The 19158-nt window shown below is 60.1% G+C and carries 22 protein-coding genes; 7 read left to right on the top strand and 15 right to left on the bottom strand.

The window, feature by feature from the left end; all coding sequences use genetic code 11:
* Positions 1-212 precede the first annotated feature (212 nt).
* The 5 genes from VGI36_03930 to VGI36_03910 form a co-directional block, all read right to left on the bottom strand.
* Positions 213-419: a hypothetical protein gene (locus VGI36_03930; protein HEY2484269.1), complete on the bottom strand. Its 207-nt coding sequence runs from the start codon at positions 417-419 to the stop codon at positions 213-215.
* A gap of 70 nt (positions 420-489) precedes the next feature.
* Positions 490-891 (bottom strand): DMT family protein, encoded by a 402-nt coding sequence (locus VGI36_03925; protein ID HEY2484268.1) that lies wholly within the window; start codon positions 889-891, stop codon positions 490-492.
* 93 nt (positions 892-984) lie between these two features.
* Positions 985-1830 carry an alpha/beta hydrolase gene (locus tag VGI36_03920; GenBank protein HEY2484267.1) on the bottom strand — a complete coding sequence of 282 codons (846 nt, stop codon included), beginning with the start codon at positions 1828-1830 and terminating at the stop codon, positions 985-987.
* 114 nt (positions 1831-1944) lie between these two features.
* Positions 1945-2388 (bottom strand): hypothetical protein, encoded by a 444-nt coding sequence (locus VGI36_03915; GenBank protein HEY2484266.1) that lies wholly within the window; start codon positions 2386-2388, stop codon positions 1945-1947.
* Positions 2389-2420: 32 nt separating this feature from the next.
* Positions 2421-3080: a TetR/AcrR family transcriptional regulator gene (locus VGI36_03910; protein HEY2484265.1), complete on the bottom strand. Its 660-nt coding sequence runs from the start codon at positions 3078-3080 to the stop codon at positions 2421-2423.
* Positions 3081-3138: 58 nt separating this feature from the next.
* Here VGI36_03910 and VGI36_03905 point away from each other — a divergent pair, with 58 nt between their 5' ends.
* The 5 genes from VGI36_03905 to VGI36_03885 are packed head-to-tail and all read left to right on the top strand — an operon-like array spanning position 3139 to position 8371.
* Positions 3139-4212, top strand: a complete 1074-nt coding sequence (locus VGI36_03905; GenBank protein ID HEY2484264.1) for an HlyD family efflux transporter periplasmic adaptor subunit — start codon at positions 3139-3141, stop codon at positions 4210-4212.
* The gene (locus VGI36_03900) at positions 4187-5128 is read left to right on the top strand and encodes an ABC transporter ATP-binding protein (GenBank protein ID HEY2484263.1); all 942 of its coding nucleotides are present in this window, start codon (positions 4187-4189) and stop codon (positions 5126-5128) included. The genes VGI36_03905 and VGI36_03900 overlap by 26 nt, the downstream gene beginning before the upstream one ends.
* On the top strand, positions 5129-6100 hold the full coding sequence (locus VGI36_03895; GenBank protein ID HEY2484262.1) for an ABC transporter ATP-binding protein: 972 nt from the start codon (positions 5129-5131) through the stop codon (positions 6098-6100). It begins immediately after the preceding gene.
* Positions 6097-7227 (top strand): ABC transporter permease, encoded by a 1131-nt coding sequence (locus VGI36_03890; GenBank protein HEY2484261.1) that lies wholly within the window; start codon positions 6097-6099, stop codon positions 7225-7227. Before VGI36_03895 ends, VGI36_03890 begins: the two co-directional genes overlap by 4 nt.
* 31 nt (positions 7228-7258) lie before the next feature.
* Positions 7259-8371, top strand: coding sequence for an ABC transporter permease (locus VGI36_03885; GenBank protein ID HEY2484260.1), 1113 nt, complete (start codon positions 7259-7261; stop codon positions 8369-8371).
* 96 nt (positions 8372-8467) lie between these two features.
* Here the strand turns inward: VGI36_03885 and VGI36_03880 are convergent, their stop codons facing one another.
* The 6 genes from VGI36_03880 to VGI36_03855 all read right to left on the bottom strand — a co-directional run bounded on the left by VGI36_03880 (position 8468) and on the right by VGI36_03855 (position 13088).
* Positions 8468-8932: a hypothetical protein gene (locus VGI36_03880; protein HEY2484259.1), complete on the bottom strand. Its 465-nt coding sequence runs from the start codon at positions 8930-8932 to the stop codon at positions 8468-8470.
* A 46-nt stretch (positions 8933-8978) separates the two neighbouring features.
* On the bottom strand, positions 8979-9458 hold the full coding sequence (locus VGI36_03875; GenBank protein HEY2484258.1) for a hypothetical protein: 480 nt from the start codon (positions 9456-9458) through the stop codon (positions 8979-8981).
* Positions 9458-9985, bottom strand: a complete 528-nt coding sequence (locus tag VGI36_03870) for a sigma-70 family RNA polymerase sigma factor (GenBank protein ID HEY2484257.1) — start codon at positions 9983-9985, stop codon at positions 9458-9460. Before VGI36_03870 ends, VGI36_03875 begins: the two co-directional genes overlap by 1 nt.
* An 88-nt stretch (positions 9986-10073) precedes the next feature.
* Positions 10074-10865 carry a class I SAM-dependent methyltransferase gene (locus tag VGI36_03865; GenBank protein HEY2484256.1) on the bottom strand — a complete coding sequence of 264 codons (792 nt, stop codon included), beginning with the start codon at positions 10863-10865 and terminating at the stop codon, positions 10074-10076.
* Between the two features lie 335 nt (positions 10866-11200).
* Positions 11201-12094, bottom strand: coding sequence for a GNA1162 family protein (locus tag VGI36_03860; protein HEY2484255.1), 894 nt, complete (start codon positions 12092-12094; stop codon positions 11201-11203).
* Positions 12095-12647: 553 nt separating this feature from the next.
* Positions 12648-13088, bottom strand: coding sequence for a protease inhibitor I42 family protein (locus VGI36_03855; protein ID HEY2484254.1), 441 nt, complete (start codon positions 13086-13088; stop codon positions 12648-12650).
* A gap of 88 nt (positions 13089-13176) precedes the next feature.
* Between VGI36_03855 and VGI36_03850 the strand changes: the two genes are divergently transcribed.
* The gene (locus tag VGI36_03850) at positions 13177-14325 is read left to right on the top strand and encodes a P1 family peptidase (GenBank protein ID HEY2484253.1); all 1149 of its coding nucleotides are present in this window, start codon (positions 13177-13179) and stop codon (positions 14323-14325) included.
* Here the strand turns inward: VGI36_03850 and VGI36_03845 are convergent.
* From VGI36_03845 to VGI36_03830, 4 genes are all read right to left on the bottom strand, one after another.
* Positions 14285-15199 carry a transglutaminase family protein gene (locus tag VGI36_03845; GenBank protein ID HEY2484252.1) on the bottom strand — a complete coding sequence of 305 codons (915 nt, stop codon included), beginning with the start codon at positions 15197-15199 and terminating at the stop codon, positions 14285-14287. The genes VGI36_03850 and VGI36_03845 overlap by 41 nt on opposite strands.
* Positions 15200-15205: 6 nt before the next feature.
* Positions 15206-16162, bottom strand: coding sequence for an alpha-E domain-containing protein (locus VGI36_03840; protein ID HEY2484251.1), 957 nt, complete (start codon positions 16160-16162; stop codon positions 15206-15208).
* Positions 16162-17736: a circularly permuted type 2 ATP-grasp protein gene (locus tag VGI36_03835; protein HEY2484250.1), complete on the bottom strand. Its 1575-nt coding sequence runs from the start codon at positions 17734-17736 to the stop codon at positions 16162-16164. Before VGI36_03835 ends, VGI36_03840 begins: the two co-directional genes overlap by 1 nt.
* A gap of 224 nt (positions 17737-17960) precedes the next feature.
* The gene (locus tag VGI36_03830; GenBank protein ID HEY2484249.1) at positions 17961-18143 is read right to left on the bottom strand and encodes a hypothetical protein; all 183 of its coding nucleotides are present in this window, start codon (positions 18141-18143) and stop codon (positions 17961-17963) included.
* 158 nt (positions 18144-18301) lie between these two features.
* Here VGI36_03830 and VGI36_03825 point away from each other — a divergent pair, with 158 nt between their 5' ends.
* Positions 18302-19123, top strand: a complete 822-nt coding sequence (locus tag VGI36_03825) for a hypothetical protein (GenBank protein ID HEY2484248.1) — start codon at positions 18302-18304, stop codon at positions 19121-19123.
* Positions 19124-19158 lie beyond the last annotated feature (35 nt).

Genomic DNA, 19158 nt, shown 5'->3' with positions numbered 1-19158 from the left:
ATCAACCTGAGCATGGACCACGATTTCGCGGGTGACAATTACCTCGAAGGTAAACGCGACCGTCACCTGAAATCGCCTGAGTCGGGAAATTCAAGCCTCTTCGCCGATCGACGTGCGTGAAGATTGTCTCGGGTTACCTGGGGTTGGATACCGTTTGGACCACAGTCGCCCTGCCGGTGCCGCGATCAAAAGGCGCGGGTCCGGTCGTGTAGCTATTTCTGTTTCCTATCCAGGATGCCCGCGGTGATGAGGCCAGCGGCCGCGGCAATGACCAGGAAGGCAAGCGAAGCCGCCGCAGCGGAGCGCCAATTCACACTGGCGCGCTCGAGCGCATTGAGCGCCGCGAACGCGCAGAAGCCTGACAGCGCCAGCGGTATCAAGACGACGCCCGCCACGATCAGTTTATCGCCTAGCTTCATAAACGTCCGAAGATCCCGAAAAATCTTCAGCGGTTCTCTCAGCGTAACCGCAGCGCTTCCCGCGCGCAGCTTACACCCTCCCCCAGAAGGCGAACATAACCGCACCCATAAGACATACGAACGACAGAAGGTAGTTCCAACGCGGCGCCTCCCTCAAATAAAAGTAGGCGAAGACGGCAAAGACGATCAGGGGGATTGCTTCCTGGATGATCTTAAGCTGGTAACCAGAAAATTGCCCGTACCCGATTCGATTCGCGGGAACCCGAAAGCAATACTCCGCAAAGGCAATCAGCCAGCTCACCACGATCACCAGCATCAGCGGTCGGTCTCGAAACCGCAGATGGCCGTACCACGCTATCGTCATGAAGGTGTTCGAGCAGAAGAGCAGAAGGATCGTCAGCTTGCCAGAAAAATAATCCTTTCCCCGTCCCGGTCCAGTAGCAGGCTGGAAACGCCGAAAAATTCTAACCATTTCAAAGGAGTACACGCACATGATTTGCAAGTACGGGCACTGGAGGTGGCGACTGACTCCTCACTCGAACCCCTTCGCGATGCGCGAGCCAGCCTAGCGGGAAGTTGGCGAAAGAAACCGGAGCAGAGTTTGATTGAACATCACGGGATCCTGCAGAAATGCAAAGTGGCTCACTTCCGGCAAGATCAATTCGCCGGCGCCCGGGATTAACGACGCCATCAGGTCGGTGTTCTCCCGCTTGATAGCCTCGTCGTGGTCGGCGTCGACGATCCATACCGGTAGCGCAATTCCCTTCAACTGTGCGGCGGTGAAGTCGGGTTGAGTCGCCCACATGTGCTCGATATCGCCGACGAACTGTTTGAATTGACCGGGAGTAGAAGAGAGTTGCGCGTATTCGGTGGCGGCGCGTGCAGTAAACTCGGTGAAGACTGGGCTCCGGCTGACCTCCTTCACTCCGGAAGGATTTGAATTCGCCGCAAAAGCGTAGAGCCGCGCGACCCGTTCGGGATGGTGAATCGTAATATCGAGGCCGATGATCGCTCCATCACTCCATCCGACGATGGCCGCCTTGTCGAGGTGAAGGTAGTCCATCAAAGCGAGCACGTCCGATGCCATCGCGTCGTAACCAATCGGCGCACCGTTCCGCGAGCTGCGTCCGTGACCACGGCTGTCCAGAACGATGACGTGATAGGTCGGTGCCAACGCTCGCACCTGCAGTCCCCAGTAATTTGAATTGGCGAGACCCCCGTGGAGCAGGATGACCGGCGGACCCTGGCCAAACTCCGCATACCACAGACGAACTCCGTTAACCGGCGCGAAACCGCTATGTTCGGCCCCGGGCAGAGCAGGGGTGGGTGGCAGTACCATCCATGGATAGACTGCCCAACTCTGAACCGCGCTGGCCACTGCCAGCATAAGGAGCAGGAAAGAGCGGCGCACGCGGTGTTCAGTCCGACGGCGTTGCGCAGAGAAATGCGTCGTGACCCGGAGCACAGTTCAGGCTGCGTTGCCCGGGGTCGCGATTGACGATCAGCCGCATGAACAGCGGATGCCTCATGCGGCGAATTTCGTGCTCAATAGTGAACACGGTCTCACCGCTGGCAGGATCGACGATGTTCTCTCGACGCGGTATTGCTGCTGGTCGCTTTCCTCCTTGATCAACGACAGTTCGTCGAGCTCGCGATGCGGTCCTGAGAAATACGCCACGTAGACCTGCAGGTGATGGCCGTCGTAGTCGGCAATCGGCCGGTCGTTCTCGCGGAAGATAAATTCCTGACCGATTCCCACCGGAACGTGCACGACAGTCGCACTCGACTCTTGGTGGACCGTTTGCCGCAACCCCCATGACATCGCGATAGAACTGTGCGATCGGCTCGGCAGCCTGCTCGGGAACGTCGAATTCAACGTAAGCGGCAACGATATTGCCGAGATCTTCGGCCGGTCATCGGGGCAGTCCATATGAGCCTCCTCGCTCTCGAGGTATGGGGCGAAACGCATTCCGGTCAACGCTTGAGTGGGGCGAGCGCTCACTATTTGCTTTTGACCTTCAAGCCGTTGAGCACCAGGTCGAGGTGGGTGCGCGCATACGCGTCGAAGTCCAAAGAGTGGTGTTTACCGAGCAGCAGGTTCCAGATGAGCGCGGCGAGAGCAGGAGCGAAGACGGTCTGGGGAAAATCGACCGCCCCGGTGAGCCGGAATTCGTGGCGCGCGATGCCGCGTTCGAGCACCCGCCTTAGGATTGCGATCCCGCGCGAGATGATCTCCGAATAGTAGAATTCGACGAGTTCCGGAAACTGCGGACCCTCGGCGATTATCAGTCGCAGAATTTGCCCGGCACGGGGATTGGTCACTAGTTTCGGATACACCGCGCTCAGATGGACGCGGAGCGACTCTTCCGCCGAGCCTTCGAAATGCGCGCCGAGCGCTTCGATCTCGTTGAGCGCGGGCTCCAGCGAACTCCGCGCAGCGGCCTTGAACAGATCCTCTTTGTCTTTGAAGTAGAAGTAGATGGTACCCTTAGTCACGCCGGCCCTTTCGGCCACGTCCTCCAGTCGAGTTGCGGCGAAGCCGCGGCGCGAGAACTCCCGGATGGCGGCTTCGATAATCTCGCCGGGGCGCTGTTCCTTGCGACGCCGGCGAACGGAGGGATGAATGCGCTGCGCGCGGGCAGCGAGTGGATCGCTTGACACATTTCTGACCGTATTATTGACTGACTGGTAAGTCAATAACTTGAAGGCGTCCCCGCGGATGAATGTCCAAACCAGCCCCGTCCAGCAGAGAACCGGCACCGACGACGTCACCCCGCGTTCTTCCCGGAAGCGCGCGCTGCTGCTCGCACTGGTCGTGTTGGCGGGCGCGGGTGTGGCGGCCCTCTACTGGCAGATTTTCCGCCAAGGCGTGGCGGCAGGTGAATTGATGGTCTCCGGCAATATCGAGGCGCATCAAAGTCTCGTGAGTTTCAAGGACGTCACTTCGCGGATAGTTGAGTTGCCCTTCGACGAAGGACAGTGGGTCGAAAAAGGACAGCTCATCGCGCGGGTCGATGACTCCAACTACAAGCAGCAGGTCGCGGTCGACGAAGCCGCCGTGCAGGTCCAGCAACAGCAACTCGCGTCAGCGCGGCAGAACCTGCTCGCGGCACAGCACACCGTCGCCAACGATCAGGCCGACTTCGCGGAAAAGAACGTCGACCTTCAGCGCTACCAGGAACTATGGAAAGAGAACGCGACCTCGGCGCAGAGCCGCGACCTCGCCGAGACCGCGACCAAGCAATCCGCGGCGTCGCTCAAGCACGATCAGGCAATGGTCGGGGTCGGCGAGGAAAATATCTCGGCCGCGGCTGCCGCCGTCAAGAATGCGCAAGAAACGTTGCGGCTCACAAAGATCACGCTTGGCTATACGGTGCTGAGCGCGCCGTTCTCGGGCGTCATCGTGGTGCGGCAGACCGAGCTCGGAGAAGTGATGCAACCGGGGACTCCGGTGGTGACGCTCGCCGATCTCGATCACGTGTGGTTGCGCGGCTACGTCAGCGAAACTGATCTCGGCAAGATCCGCTGGGGGCAGGGCGCTACGGTCACCACCGACACCTATCCCGGCAAGAAATATCCGGGCCGAATCTCCTTCATCTCGTCGAGCGCGGAGTTCACGCCCAAGAGCGTCGAGACCCACCAGGAACGCGTAACGCTCGTGTATCGAATCAAGATCGACGTCGATAATCCCAATCATGAACTCAAGCCAGGCATGCCCGCCGACGCGCTCATCAAGCTCGGCAAGCCGCCTGCGGAAGACTCCGTCAATGGACAGCCAGTCCTCGGACATTGAGGGCCGAGATCTGGTCAAGGCCTTCGGCGACATCGTCGCCGTCGATCACTTAAGCTTCTCGGTCCGCCGCGGTGAAATTTTCGGACTGGTAGGCCCAGATGGAGCCGGCAAGACCACGACGATGCGCATCTTGGCCGGCATTCTGCCGCCGGACAGCGGCGGAGCCATGGTCGCCGGCTACGACGTGGTCGCCAATCCCGAATCGGTCAAAAGCTGCATCAGCTACATGCCGCAACGCTTTGGGCTCTACGAAGACCTTACGGTCGATGAAAACATCCGCTTCTACGCCGACCTGTTCGGCGTGAAGCGCAAGGCCCGCGACGAGCGGGCGTTGCCACTTCTTGCGGCATGCGGGATGAGCAGGTTTCGTTCGCGACTCGCGGGCAACCTGTCAGGCGGAATGAAGCAAAAACTCGGCCTGGTCTGCGCGCTGATTCATACACCGCGCGTGTTGTTACTCGATGAGCCGACCAACGGGGTTGATCCGGTTTCGCGCCGCGAGTTCTGGGCCATGCTCTATTCGCTGCTGGGTCAGGGCGTTACGATTCTCAACTCAACCGCCTATCTCGATGAGGCCGAGCGCTGCAATAGACTGGCGCTTCTGAACGAGGGCCGGCTGTTGTTGTGTGACGAGCCCGAGCGATTGAAAGCGATGATGCCGGGTGCGGTTCTATCGATAGTCTCAACCGAAGCCCGCCACCTGCGCGACGAGCTGCGCCATGCGCCCGGAGTGACCGGAACCGTGCTGGTGGGTGATGCGATCCACGTTTTCGTCGACGATGGACCGCGTCGGCTGGCGGAAATCACCAGAAGGCTTGAGGCCGCGGGCATCGAATACCAGGAGGCAACCCAGGTTCCGCCCAGCATCGAGGACCTGTTCGTATCCGCCACCACCACAGAGCTCGAGGCGGCCTGAATGGAAAACTCGGTCGTCGTCAGGGACCTGGTCAAGCGCTTCGGGACCTTTACCGCTGTCGACCACGTCACTTTCGAAACCCTTCCGGGCGAAGTGTTCGGATTCCTGGGTCCCAATGGTTCTGGCAAATCGACGACCATCAGGATCTTGTGCGGCTTGCTGCATCCAACCTCGGGCCGCGCCGAGGTCGCCGGCTTCGACGTGGTCCGCTCGCCAGAACAGATTCGCCGTCGCATCGGGTACATGTCGCAGAAGTTCTCTCTCTACAACGATTTGAAGGTCATCGAGAACCTGCGGTTTTACGGCGCTCTCTACAATGTTACTGGCAACCAGCTCACGGAACGAATCGATTGGGCACTGAACATGGCCGGCCTGACCGACCGAAAAGAAAGTATCACCGGCACGCTTTCCGGCGGATGGAAACAGCGGCTCGCGCTCGGCTGCGCAGTACTGCATCGCCCTCCGATCATCTTCCTGGATGAACCAACTTCGGGAGTAGACCCGGTATCACGTCGGCGATTCTGGGAATTGATTCAGGAGCTGAGCGCAGCGGGCGTTACCGTTTTTGTCACCACGCACTACATGGATGAAGCGGAATACTGCAATCGCCTCGCACTGATCTTCAATGGCCGCCTCATCGCCCTTGGCACGCCAAACCAGCTCAAGCTCAATTCGGTCAACGGCGACTTGCTGGCGATCGAGGCCGCACCGCTGGGGCGCGCGCTCGAGCTCGTCAAGGCCGTCAGGGGTGTTCGCGATGCGGCGGTGTTCGGCAATGCACTTCACATTGTCGTGGGCGATGGCGACGAAGCGATGCCGACTATGCGGGCCGCGATGGAGGCGGGCGGCGTCCAGGTTCGCCGTATCGCACGAATCCGCCCTAGCCTGGAAGACGCTTTTGTGGCGCTGACCGGCGACGAGCGCAATGGTTCCGGGGCGCCCGCGAGTGAGGTTCGCCGGGAGCAGCCATGAACCTGAATCGCGTACTCGCGATCGGGCGCAAGGAAGTGGTGCAGATTCGCCGCGATCCGCGCAGCCTCGCGATCGTGTTTCTCATGCCGGTGATGCTGATGGTGCTGATGGGGAATGGAATCAGTCTCGATCAGAAGAACGTGCCGGTGTGCGTCTTTGATCGCGAGGGCAGCCAGCAGAGCCAGGACCTGCTCAAGCATTTCCAGGCCTCGCAGTACTTTCGAATTGTCATGGTGAATAGCGACTATCGCAGTCTGACTGCCGCGATCGATTCGGGGCATTGCAGTCTCGGTGTGGTCATACCCAACGACTTCTCCGAGCAGCTTCGCAAGGGCGGCACCGTCGAGGTGCAGGGGATCGTCGATGCTATCGACGACAATACCGCCAACCTGATCTTCGGCTACGCCGAATCGGTCGTGGCGGGATATTCGGCAGACGTCCAAATTCAGTATTTTCAGTCCCATGGCCTGACGGAAATCCAGGCTCCAATTTCGATCGATTCGCGCACCTGGTTCAACGAGGACCTCGACAGCAGCAACTTCATCGTGCCCGGGGTGGTGGTGCTGGTGATGGTAGTGGTGGGAACCTTCCTGACCTCGCTGACCATGGCGCGCGAGTGGGAGCGGGGCACGATGGAGCAGCTGATATCGACGCCCGTCACGCCGTTGGAGGTCATGATCGGCAAATTGGTCCCGTACTTTGTGTTGGGCCTGCTCGACACCGCATTCTGCGCGGTAATCGCCGTGTGGTGGTTTAAGGTGCCGTTCCGCGGCTCGGTTTGGCTGATGCTGCTCGCCACCTCGCTCTTTCTGGCGGCGGTATTGTTGCTGGGATTCTGGATTTCCGCCGCAACCAAATCGCAACTCGCGGCTAGCCAGATTTCGCTGGTGACCAGCTTTCTCCCCGCCTTCCTGCTTTCCGGATTTGTGTTTCCTATCGACCAGATGCCAATCGTCATCCGAGCCATCACACTTGTGTTCCCGGCTCGCTACTACTTGTCGCTGCTGAAGGTCATCTTCCTGAAGGGGACAGGTCTCGGACCATTGCTCCCGCAGCTCCTGGCATTGAGCATGTTTGCCGCGATTCTGGCCACCCTCGCGCTGCGGTCTTTCAAGAAGTCCCTCTAGGTGTGAAAACTTGCTGAACCGCCTGAAGCACATGCTGATCAAGGAGCTAATCCAGTTGTTCCGCGATCCTCGCGCCCGCTTCGGCCTGCTCGTGCCTTCGATTTTACAGGTTCTGATCTATGGTTACGCAGCCTCCTTTGAACTCCATCACGTGCGCATGGCGGTACTCGACCACGACCACTCGTACGAGAGCCGCGAGTTGCTGAGCCGCTTTGAGTCCAACGGACATTTCGACCTCGCTGCAACCCTGGAGAACCGCCATCAGATTTCCGATCAGATCGATCACGGGAAAGTGACGCTTGCAATCCAGATCCTGCCAGGGTTTGCCGAACTGTTGCGCAAGGGCCAGACCGCGCCCGTGCAAGTCATCCTGGATGGAACCGACTCCAACACCGCGTTGATCGCGCTGGGCTACATCAACGAGATCGCCAACGGGTTCGCGCAGGACTATGCCTATGACAACCTGATGCGCAAGGCGCCGTCGATCGCGGTGCACATGCCGAATGTCGAACTTACCAGACGCCCGTGGTACAACCCGAACCTAGAGAGCCAGTGGTTCTTCGTCCCTGGCACCGTCGGCAGCATCCTGTTTACTTCGTGCCTCACGCTGGCCGCGTTCGCGATTGTGCGCGAGCGGGAAGTCGGAACGCTGGAACAGGTGATGGTTAGTCCGATCTCGCGCCTCGAGTTCATTCTCGGAAAGACCATGCCGTTTTTCTTTATCGCGCTGACCCAGGCGATCGTGATCACGCTGATAGGGAGACTATGGTTTCAGGTTCCGTTTCGTGGGAGCTACCTCGTGTTTGCGGTCGGTACCACGTTCTTTCTGCTGAGCGTGCTGGGCGCTGCGTTGCTCATTTCGACGATTTCCTCGACCCAGCAACAGGCGATGATCGCCTCTTTCTTTGTCATCACTCCCAGCATCACTCTGGCAGGATTCTCATTTCCCATCAGCGCCATGCCTGTGGCGCTGCAGTACCTGACCTACCTCGACCCTTTACGCTTCTACCTGGTGATCATACGGGACACCTTCCTGAAGGGCAGCGAAGCGAGGGTGCTGGCCCCGCAAATCTTTGCGCTGGTTGTCCTCGCCACCATCATGCTGTCGATCAGCGGCCGGTATTTTCACAAGTCACTAGACTAGCGGTGGTCAAGCAGGTTGTTGGAGAAAAAAGGCGCCGGCCTGAGGCCGGCGCCTGTGAAGTCGCCCGGTAACCTTGCTGGTTAAATTCTCCGGCGATTATTCACCACCGCCCTGCGGCGCCTGGGGTGTACCACCGTACTGCTGGAACAGTTGCCACTGCTGCTGCTTCAACGCGCGCCACTGGGTCATGAAACTCGACACCTGGGTGCGCTGCTGGGGAGTCAAGGTGGCAAGAATCTCCTGCGCGAGCTTGACCTTTTCGGCCATCAGGTTGTTCTGCGCAGTCTGGACCGCCTGCAGGTCCGCGGTGGTGTCCTTGCCTGCGATCAAATCGTTTTCGAGCTGTTCGTGTGCAGATCTTGCCGCCGAATGCAGGGTCTTTAAATTGCCCTTATCTGCTTCGAAAATCGCGCGCATTTGATCGTGCGAAACCAGGTGGCCGACAATCGGCGGGATCAGGTCGTGATGACCACCGCCGAAACCGTGAGCATAAGCAGCGCCCGAAAGCAGCGCTACGGCGAGCACTCCGCCCGCTACGCTCAAAGCAAACTGACGTTTCATAGGTTCTACTCCTTATCCTTATCAACTCTCGTTTCTTTGCGAGTTATCAAAGTCCATCTGAATCTGAATCTGTCTCCCCGGAGTCCACGACTTCCGTCTGGCCCGGGTCCGCCTCGTCCTGGCTGCCGATCAGGCTGTCGATATAGAGCGCGTAGGTGGGCGCGATACCATTGCCGCCCGCGATTGCGCGATCGGCTGATGCCGGCCGAGTACCTGACACTGCGCGGGCATGGAAGCTTAAGCCGCCGCCCAGGACTCCGGCAGTGGTCATTCGCCCCAACAGGAACGCTACCGCGACCAACGCGGTGGCCAGCGACCATCGCACCCAGGAGTACATCCGCGGCCTGCGCGATGCGTGCGAAGGTGGGGGCTGTTTCAGAATTGTGACGACTTCCTTGATATCGTCCACCAGCAGCCGGTAGCGGCGCGCGCAATTGAGACAGCTTTCCAGATGCGCGCGCTCGGCAACCGAACCTTCGCCATCGTGCACCAGCAACAGGGTTCTTTCACTGAGACAATTCTTCATTAGCGCTCTACCACCTTGCGGAGATGTCGGACCGCGCGAAACAAGTGTGTCTTTACGGCCGCGGCGGTGAGACCAAGGCTTTCTGCTACGTCGTTGGTCGACCATCCTTCGATGTACCGGAGAACGAACACGTTGCGTTGGCGGTTATTCAACGCGCGCAGCGCCTGCCAGACTCGCGACTGCCATTCCCGGCTGCGGGCCTGTTCCTCGCTGGAAAGAGAGAGCCAGGGAGCAAGCTCATCGAGGTCGCCCGGCCTGCGGCGGCTCTTCCACCACGCCGAACGCTGCCGGTCGCGACAGGCGTTGACTGCGACCCGCACCAGCCACGCCTCCCACACCTTTGGTGTCTCCTCGGAGCCGATGCGCTCGAAGGCTCGCAGGAAAACTTCCTGCGCGACGTCTTCGGCCTCATCTGAATCACGCAGCAATAACTTGCACAGGTTAAGGATCCTGGCCTTATGCGCGCGGTAAATCCGTTCGTGGTCCACCGCCAGTGTACTTCCGGTGTGCAGGGTGGTGGGTTTCATAATCCTCACTATCTAAGACGTTGCACGCGGATTTTGGTTAACATCGGCCCGCCGCACGCGGGTCAATATAGCGACCTGGTTTCGTCAGTTAACGTGGCGTCATCGTGCCGCCGGCTTGCTGACAGAAAAGTAACGATTCGTTCATCTGGAAGGACTCGTTGCCGCGTTCGGACACCAGTTCGTCGAGAACCCCGGCAAGAGCTACCTGCGAGGACGGCTCGTACAATGAGAGCCAGCGCACACGATAGAATTCAGCAAGGTCGGCCCAGGTTACGGTGAATTCAACTGTTTGCGAGTCCACGCTCAGTCCCGCCCCCTGAGCAGCGTCCCGATAGTCGGCCAAGTTGCGGCGAATCCGGACATCACGTGGCCGCGGCAGTTCAGCCCGCAACGCGGACCAGCGTAGATCGCCCAGCAGGATTTTCAGTCGTTCGCGTACTCCAAATTCGCCGCCTGCTATAACGAAGGTGCCACCGGGAGCGAGGCAGTGTGCGATCTCTGCAACGCATCGCGGCAGGTCGGCGACGAACTGCAGCACGTGACTGCAGAAAATCGCGCGGAATGAAGCGGGGCGGAACGGCAAGAGGGTGGCGTCGCCGGCAATGATCACGTTGGTCACCCCGCGCCGCAAAGCCTCTTGGGCCATTCGGAACGAAAGATCGGCGCCCACCAGAAATTTCGGATCGATGGCCTCTCGAAACCCTGCCAGGTACGTGCCGTTGCCACAGCCGAGGTCGAGCAGGCTTTCGATCTTCCCCAACCGTCGCCCTATCTCCGCCACCGCGGCGGCACGCCGTTTTCGATAGTACTCTCCTGCCCCGTAACTACTCGCAAGGCGTGCGAAATATTCGGCGACGCTAAGGTCACTTGCTAGCGTCATAGGGCAACCCACATTTCCCGTTACCACTGTTCGAGCCAGCCTAGAATCGCGCGAACGGAAGCTGGCCGCAATCTACCTCGGCACTATTCCAGCGAGGCCGAGGCGGGCGCTTAAGTCGCGAGTGCAATCTCGCGCAGGCAGTCGAGATTTTCGCCGCTCGCAGATATTCAGGGGCACAAATAGCGCACAACTTAGCCTTGATGTCGCCGCGCGAAGGCCCAGTTACGCGGCGTCCTTGAGGAGAAAAAGACGGCCGTCGAGCCGAGCGGGCAATGACCGCAGCACATGGAGACTAGTGTCTCATCGACGACCTGCAGCTGCGGGCAGAATAGCGTTTAATCAGTCGGGTGTATCGCCGATGCGCGCTCGACGTTGGAACGTGGCTGGGGACCGCTGTCCCGCAAAAGAGTCGCGACATCTTCCTGCTTAGCTTGCGATGGTGCCTCGGTCGCTTCCTCGATGAGCTCGTCTTGCAGGCGCTGCGATCGCGGGATGCGTAGGATTATTTCACGTGCACTCTCGTCCTCGGCGCGAGCCAGGACGATGTCGCGAAGCTGAAGCAGCGTAAAGGCGGAGTTAATCGCAATATCCACCGGATCGAACGCGGGCGCCACATCGACGTCGTAACGGCTGCCTTCCGCGGTGAACAACTCGCGCCCGTCATGGGTGGAGACTATGCGGATACTCACGCCTACTTGGTATGCGGAAACTAGCGCCAGGTAGTACGCCTCGTAGTGGGTGACCTCGCCATATACCACTGCATCGACGCCGAGCAATTGGCCTAGGGCCTGCGGCGAGATTCGCGCGAGGCTCGTGGCGTCGTAGATTCGATGTTCTTTCATTACCTGATCGACTTGGATCAGGTTTTCGACTAGGAACTCCCTCGAGGAGAGATAACCGTCCACGTAGCGGCGGAGCCGGTTCGAGTGAGTCCACGCCCAGTCAGCCTGTTGTTCCGGACCGCGGGCGGTTAGCGGAATCTTGTCCACTACGAACTGCGCGCTGCCCGTATCCACGAACGGCAATACTGCGATGCGGGCCGGAGCGATCGACTCATAGTCCGGTGCCACATGGGTCTTAAACCCGCCGGGATCGGTTTCCACTAGACGATCGAACCAGGTCTTGCGTCCGTGAGTATCGACTTCGTATTCGTTGCGAAAGAAGGTCCGATCGGTGAGAGCGGGTTGGCTGGCGCATGCGGTGGCTGCAAGGCAAAGTCCCAGCGCCACCGCGCGTAGAGTCGCTCTCTGGTATGCAGGCCGTTTTGACGCGACACAGGGCGAGGGTCCGGGAGGTACCATCGTGGAATGACCGCCTCTCCCCCGCTTGGCAAATCACCGCGTTCCGATGCGCAGTGAAGCAAGAGCCGAGCCGCAGGAAGACCTCGCAAATTACTCATTTTTCGAGGATTCGTAGCTTTGTGATCTGAAGAACTTACAGGGAGCTCTACATTCTATCCGATACAAAGAGCGTCCCGCAGACGACCTCGGTAGGGTCCCAGCAAGAGTTCCATCAAACGGCGCGAACGACCTCTGGCCCCGGGCTTGTCCTTAAGACGGTCGTCCTCCGCCCAATCTTGCTTAAGTTTGCAGCTGTGCGCCTAGCAAATCCTCGCATGCCTGCCCTCTCGGTCGACGGCCGCTCCACCCACCACAAGGTGATCCAAAATCCCGGCGAAGAGCACGCTTACGCGGCCGCCGACGTCGCGCGGCGACCTTCGATTTGATTCGTCCCGCCGGAACCGATTTGCGCGATCAACGCGCGGGGCCCGGCAACAACCCTTCAGGGCTGTGGTAACGGCCGCTCGCTGGCTGGCCGCACGCTGATGCCAATGCTGAAGGTTCGTGCCGGCGTGGCTCCCTTTTCTGTTGGTCCAGCGTAGGCGAGTTGCAAGGTTGAACTTCCCGGCGCTGCCGCCCGGAAGTTGAAGACCGTGTGCCCTTCGGCGCCGGGAATGCCCGGTGGTGGCGGGACAAAAACGGGCGCCGCCTGAAGGGCGAGGATTGCATTGTTGACCTGGGTGACTTTCCAGGCATACCCGGTTCCGGGCGTTGAATGGAGTCGCACCTGGACCGTATCGCCCGCGAACACCATCACCGTGCCCCCGGCCTGCGGGTCGCTAATGTCCACGGTTTGTGGAGGCGCCTGTGCGAATGCGAAGAACCCGGCCGACGCGACGAGCGCGGACAAAAAGAGCGCGGAGCATCCAACTCTGAGCCGCATATGGTTCAAAGCGCATAGCACAGAAACTCTGGCTTGCGCAGCTGCAAAAGTGTGGCTGTGAATATCCTCGCGAGCTAATCCTGTGCCCATGAAATCTCAACCAAATCGGCGAAAACCTCGAGCCCGTGACCTCGGGATCTCTTTGGAGGGTCATCCGGGGCGTAACAACGCGATTACCGACGTCGGGGGTGTCGTGGTGGGGCATGTCACTATCGTTCGGGGGCAGGGAAGGCTGGTGGTGGGCCGCGGCCCGGTGCGTACCGGTGTAACCGCGATCCTGCCACGCGGTTCCCGCGACGCGTCACCGCTGTTTGCCGGTTACTTTTCGCTCAATGGAAACGGTGAGATGACGGGAACTGCGTGGATCGAGGAATCCGGCCTGCTCTCGTCACCGATCATGGTCACTAACACTCATAGCGTGGGTGTCGTGCGCGACGCGGTCATCCAATGGCAGATCAAAGGCAAGCGCCGGCTGCAGCCCTGGTCGTTACCGGTAGTAGCGGAAACCTGGGATGGCTACCTGAACGACACCGACGGGTTTCATGTCAAGCCGCACCATGCATGGCAAGCACTCGAGGCAGCGCGGGGCGGATTAGTCGCGGAGGGAAATGTCGGGGGCGGCACCGGCATGATCGGCTATGGATGGAAAGGCGGAATTGGAACCGCGTCGCGAAAGCTGGCGCGCAAAGAGGGCGGCTACACGCTCGGCGTGCTGGTTCAGCTCAACTGCGGGCGGGCGCAGGAGTTGATGGTCGCCGGCGTCGCGGTCGGAAAGCATCTGCGTCCCGCGGTCGTTGGTGGCGATCGCGACCTGGGATCGATAATCATCATCGCGGCCACCGACGCGCCGCTGTTGCCGCATCAGCTGAAACGAGTCGCACGGCGTCTGTCGATGGGGTTGGCGCGCACCGGCAGCGTGTCGGGCAACGGTTCAGGCGATCTCTTTCTCGCCTTCAGCACGGCGAAACTTGCGTACGCGCGCGGGACCGGCGCTGTGACCCATGCCTGGATGCTCGACAACTGGCGAATGGATCCATTATTTGCTGCGGCCGTGCACGCGACCGAAGAGGCCATCGTGAACGCGCTGGTAGCGGGCGAAACCATGGTGGGCATTGACGGGCACCGGATTCCCGGGATCGGTCATGACGAGCTGCGCGAGGTGATGCGCCAGTATCAGCGGCTGGGTCAGCCGCAGCTCACTGCTGCTGCTGGCTTTGTTGCTGAACCTGGGCGCTGAGCTCGGTCTCGTTTTCGGTTTCGTCGATGCGCAGTTCGACGGTCATGCTCTGACGTTTGCCGGCGCTTCGGTACACGCCGCGCAGCGGGGGCACGTCGGCGTAGTCACGCCCCATCGCGACCCGGATATGGCGCTCGGTAACGCGGCCGCGATGGGTCGGATCAAAACCGACCCAGCCCGCGTTCGGCAACAACGCCTCGACCCAGGCATGGCTCGCCATTTCGTTGACCGGCTCCTTGCGGTTCTGCACCGGTTCCGGTGCCAAGTAGCCGGAGACGTAGCGCGCGGGCACGCCCGCCAGCCGGAGCACGCCGATGGTCAGATGCGCAAAGTCCTGGCACACGCCGCACCCTGCGCTCAGGATTTCGTCCAGGTTCGAGTGCACGCTGGTGGCACCTTTTTCATAGTGGAATTGATCGCGGATGTAACCAACCGTGCGTCTTACGTACTGGGCAACATCCTCGCGCTGGTCGGGTCGCGTCGCCCAGAAGAATTTCCGCAATCTTTCGCTGAACGGTACATAGCGGCTGGCGTGCAGAAAATCATATTGCTCTCGGCTACGAGAATCATCGTCGGTGAGATATTCGAAAAAGCGCACGCGCGGAAATTGGCTTTGCGGTTCGGGCAGGCGATCGACGAGCGACTCGACGACGATGGAGAGCTCCTGGTGGGAAGGATAAACCGAAACCGAATGGACGGTGTTACCGAATCCGTCTTCGTACTCGAGCACCGACGCCGGAGGGTCGCTGCTCAGGCGGAACTGGAGCAAACGCTGACGCTCGCTGGTGAGCGGCTTGAGGCGAAGCTGGTTGTGCGACTCGTAGGCCGGCAGGTCATAGCTGAATCGGGTGGTATGGATAGTCTTGAAACGCATGATTCGTTACTCGAACCGCAGGTAATCGGCGGAAAGCACCTCGCCGATATTCGTGCATTCGTCTTCAATTTGTAGAAGATATTCGTGCAGCCCACCGCCAATTACGTCTGTAACGCAACTCGAACTAAGGAGATTGGCCAACTTGGCACTGGCCAGGGCTCGCGCCTCCGAAAGTTGGTGAGTTCCATTCGCAGATAGAGCGGCGATCCTCTGCAGCGAGGCTCCCAGCCGGTTCATCGCAAATCGCGCCGAGCGCGGAAATGACTCATCGAAAAGAAGCATTTCCACCACACGCTCGACCTCGATGGCGTTGCCGTAGACGCGGCGATAGGCTTCCAACGCGGAAGCGCTTCTGAGCAGCGCCGCCCACTGGAGCAGGTCCACCGATCCGCCGAGGTCTTCCACGTGTGGCAGCAGGAAGTGGTATTTCACATCAAGCAGGCGCGCCACGCTTTCGGTCCGTTCCAGCATTTTCCCGATCATGAAGAAGTCATAGCCGGGGTCGCGGGTGAGCGTGTCGGAAGTGATGCCGGCGATACGATAGAAGCGCCCGCCGAGCTCCGTAAAAAACGCGTATATACCCGAGGCTTCAAGGGTCGCGGGCGACCAACTCAGCGAGTCGAGATACAGAGTGTTCAGCTCGAGCCACAATTCCGAGGAGATCCGATGCCGCAGCGCACGCGCGCTTTCGCGCGCCGCGCGGATACAACTACGGATCGAGGACGGGTTCTCGTCATCGAAGGTGTAGAAGGTCAGAACCGAGGTTTCATCGGCGCTGGTGTAGCGCTCCTCGAAGACCTCGCGTTCCCCGGTGATGGCCAGCAGCGGAGCCCACGCTTGCGGGTTCTGGGGTGGACTCTCAACCAGCAAATGGTAGTTGACGTTGACCAGCCGGGCGCGCCACTCCGCGCGTTCGAGGTTACGCGCGGCCCAGAACAGGTGGTTGGCGATTCGTCGTAACATCAGGCGTCGACAACCCAGGTATCTTTGCTGCCGCCGCCTTGCGACGAATTCACGATCAGGGAACCCTCGCGCAGCGCTACCCGGGTCAGACCGCCTGGTAGCACCCGTGCTTTCGATCCCAGTAGCACGAACGGGCGGAGGTCCACGTGACGCGGCACCAAGGCCACGTTGGAGCCCTGCCCGACGAACGTCGGATGGGCTGAAAGTTGCACCATCGGCTGGGCGATGAAGGCGGCCGGATCCTTTTCGATCGCGTCGCGCATTTGCGCCAGCTCGCGATAAGTAGCCTTCGGTCCGATCAGAACCCCGTAGCCACCCGATGCGCCGGTCGGCTTGATGACGAACTGATCCAAATCGTGAATGACTCTCTTGCGCACGTCGGCATCGCGCAGCAAGTGGGTCTCGACTATCGGAAGCAGCGGTTCCTCCGCGAGATAGTAGCGAATCATTGCGGGCGTATAGGCGAACACCGCCTTGTCATCCGCAACACCCGTTCCGATCCCGTTGGCGACCGTTACCGTGCCCGCGCGCATAGCATCGGTGATGCCGGCGACGCCCAACAGCGAGTCCGAACGAAAGACCAGGGGATCAAGAAAGTCGTCATCGATCCGCCGATATAAGACATGTACCTGCTGGAGGCCTGAGACGGTTTTCATGAACAGCTTGTGGTCGACGCACACCAGGTCCTGCCCTTCGACCAGCTCGATCCCCATTTGCTGCGACAAGAACACGTGTTCGAAAAACGCCGAGTTATAAGGACCGGGGGTGAGGAGAGCTGCCGTGGGGCGGGCGACGGTGGGGGGCGCGATTTCGTGCAGCGATGCGAGCAGATCGGAGGGATAGTTTTCCACGCTCCTGACACCGCACTTGCGAACCAGGTCCGGCATCAGCCGGGTCATGACCTGGCGGTTTTCCAATACGTAGGAGACACCGGAAGGGGTGCGCACGTTGTCCTCGAGCACCATGAAGCGGCCCTCGTGATCCCGCACCAGATCGATTCCAGCCACCGTGACGAAAACCCCGTTCGGGGGCTTGATGCCGATCGCGGCGCGACGATATTGAGACGAGCCGCAAACCAGGTCGCGCGGCACCACCTCATCCCGAAGAATTTTCCCTTCGCCATAGATGTCGGCAACGAACGCGTTCAGAGCGCGGACGCGCTGAGCTAGTCCGGCTTCCAGGTCTTTCCACGTGTTTGCGTCTATGACCCGCGGCACCAGATCAAACGGGAAAATCCGTTCCGCGCCCGCATTATCGCCATAGACGTTAAAGGTGACCCCCATCGTGAGGAACATCCGGTCGGCGCGGGCGCGGAGTTCGTTGATGCGCTCGGGAGACGCGGATAGCAGGCTGGCGACGATTGGCTCGCAGGCCGCACGGGGAATCAGCTCGGCTTCGAACGTTTCGTCATACGTACCTGGCAGGGGACTATATGCTGGCTTAACCAGCATAGGCCTGCTCATCTGAAGGGCACCCTGCGTCATACCGATGCGGCTGCGCATTATCTGCGCATCGCGCCGCGTGGAATGAGCAAACGCGATGCCATCTATATGGACCGCGTTGCCTTCAACCACGGCCGCGATCTGACCGTCAGTCCGCCCCAGGCAGGAGGGCCGGTTAATTTTTCGGAACTCCGTTCCTACCGGTCCATGGAACGAACGCTCTCGACGGATCACCTCAAGAACAAATTCGAATATTCCGATGTACCGTCAGTCACGGTCGCTGACGGGAGTTCTGATTGAATGTAAGGAAAAGTCGCCGCTCGTAGGTCCCTCAGAATTTCTGAGGTCAGCGCTGGCTAGTGCTTGGTCTCGATTCGCCGTCCGTAGGTAACCTCGCCCTTGTCGACTCGCAAGCTGAAACCGCATTCGGGGTTGGTGCAGACCCAAGCCTTAAACATAACCGAGGCACCCTCCTGCCCGTAATCAGAGAGTGGGATCAGGGTCCCATTGTTGCACTTTTGGCACTTCGGCCACTCCATCAGCCACCCTCCTTCAGACACGACCCGAAAACCGCTACGTTCCAAGCGAAAGCTAGCCGACCCCAATCCCTAAAGCAACGACAAGGGAAGCGACGGCCGATTGTCCTGCCGTGGGTGCAAATTCCTCGCGGGCCGAAGAGGTGCTAAGCTTACGACCGATGCGTTTCCCGGCCCGAATCACCGTGCAGCTTTCGCTTGCACTCGGTTTTCTGCTCTCGGCGATTCCGGCATTCCCGCAGGGAATCATCGAGGCGGCACCGCAACCTTCTACCGCTTCAGGCCGGTGGAGCCCGCCGTCGTCGCTGGTCATCCCCGAGGCGAATGCCACTCCTCGAGCGGCTCCGATCCCTCCGGCGCCTACGACCGGCAACGAGCTGACCCTGCCTTCTCTAGGAAATCAGCAGGCATCAGTGCCGCAACCTCCCAAATCAGGCAGCACCAAGGTCATTCCGGTTATTCCTCCGAATCAGGAAGTACTCGTTCTGCCCCAGGCGAGTCGTGACTTCCTGGGCTTTTGGGGCGGTCAGCTGACGCTGCTCAACAAGTATGGGGAGGCCGACCCACCCGAACATCAGATGGTCAGCTTCACCTTTGGTGAACGGGAAGGGCAGGTGGTTTTGGCGACCACCGTCTATGGCAACGCCAACGCGCAAGTTCTCAAGACCACGGCCGAAGCGGAAGGTCCGAGCAAGGTTGTACTGACCCTTGCGGGACTGGACCTGAGCACCCAACCTCCGCTTCGCCACATCGAAAAGCTCACCATCTCCCTGGTCGGCAACGACCAGGTGAAATGCAAAAAGCAGATGGACCTCTATGTGCCCGGGGTATCCGGACCGGCCGCCGAGGCCCTGTATGAAGGGATATTGGGTCCGATGACCCGGCGCGAGGACCGCATGATCAGCGAGGAAATTATCCGCAACGGCGAGGTTCCCCGCGCAACGATCAACGAGGGCAACGCACCTCCACTTCCGCCGGAGTAGAACCTCCCGGGGCACGAGGATCGTAAGCCACGCGG

The sequence above is a fragment of the Candidatus Binataceae bacterium genome (assembly GCA_036495685.1).
Taxonomy (GTDB): domain Bacteria; phylum Desulfobacterota; class Binatia; order Binatales; family Binataceae; genus JAFAHS01.
The sequence above is the reverse complement of the archived record's forward strand: the minus strand, read 5'-3'. Positions and strand labels throughout refer to the sequence as shown.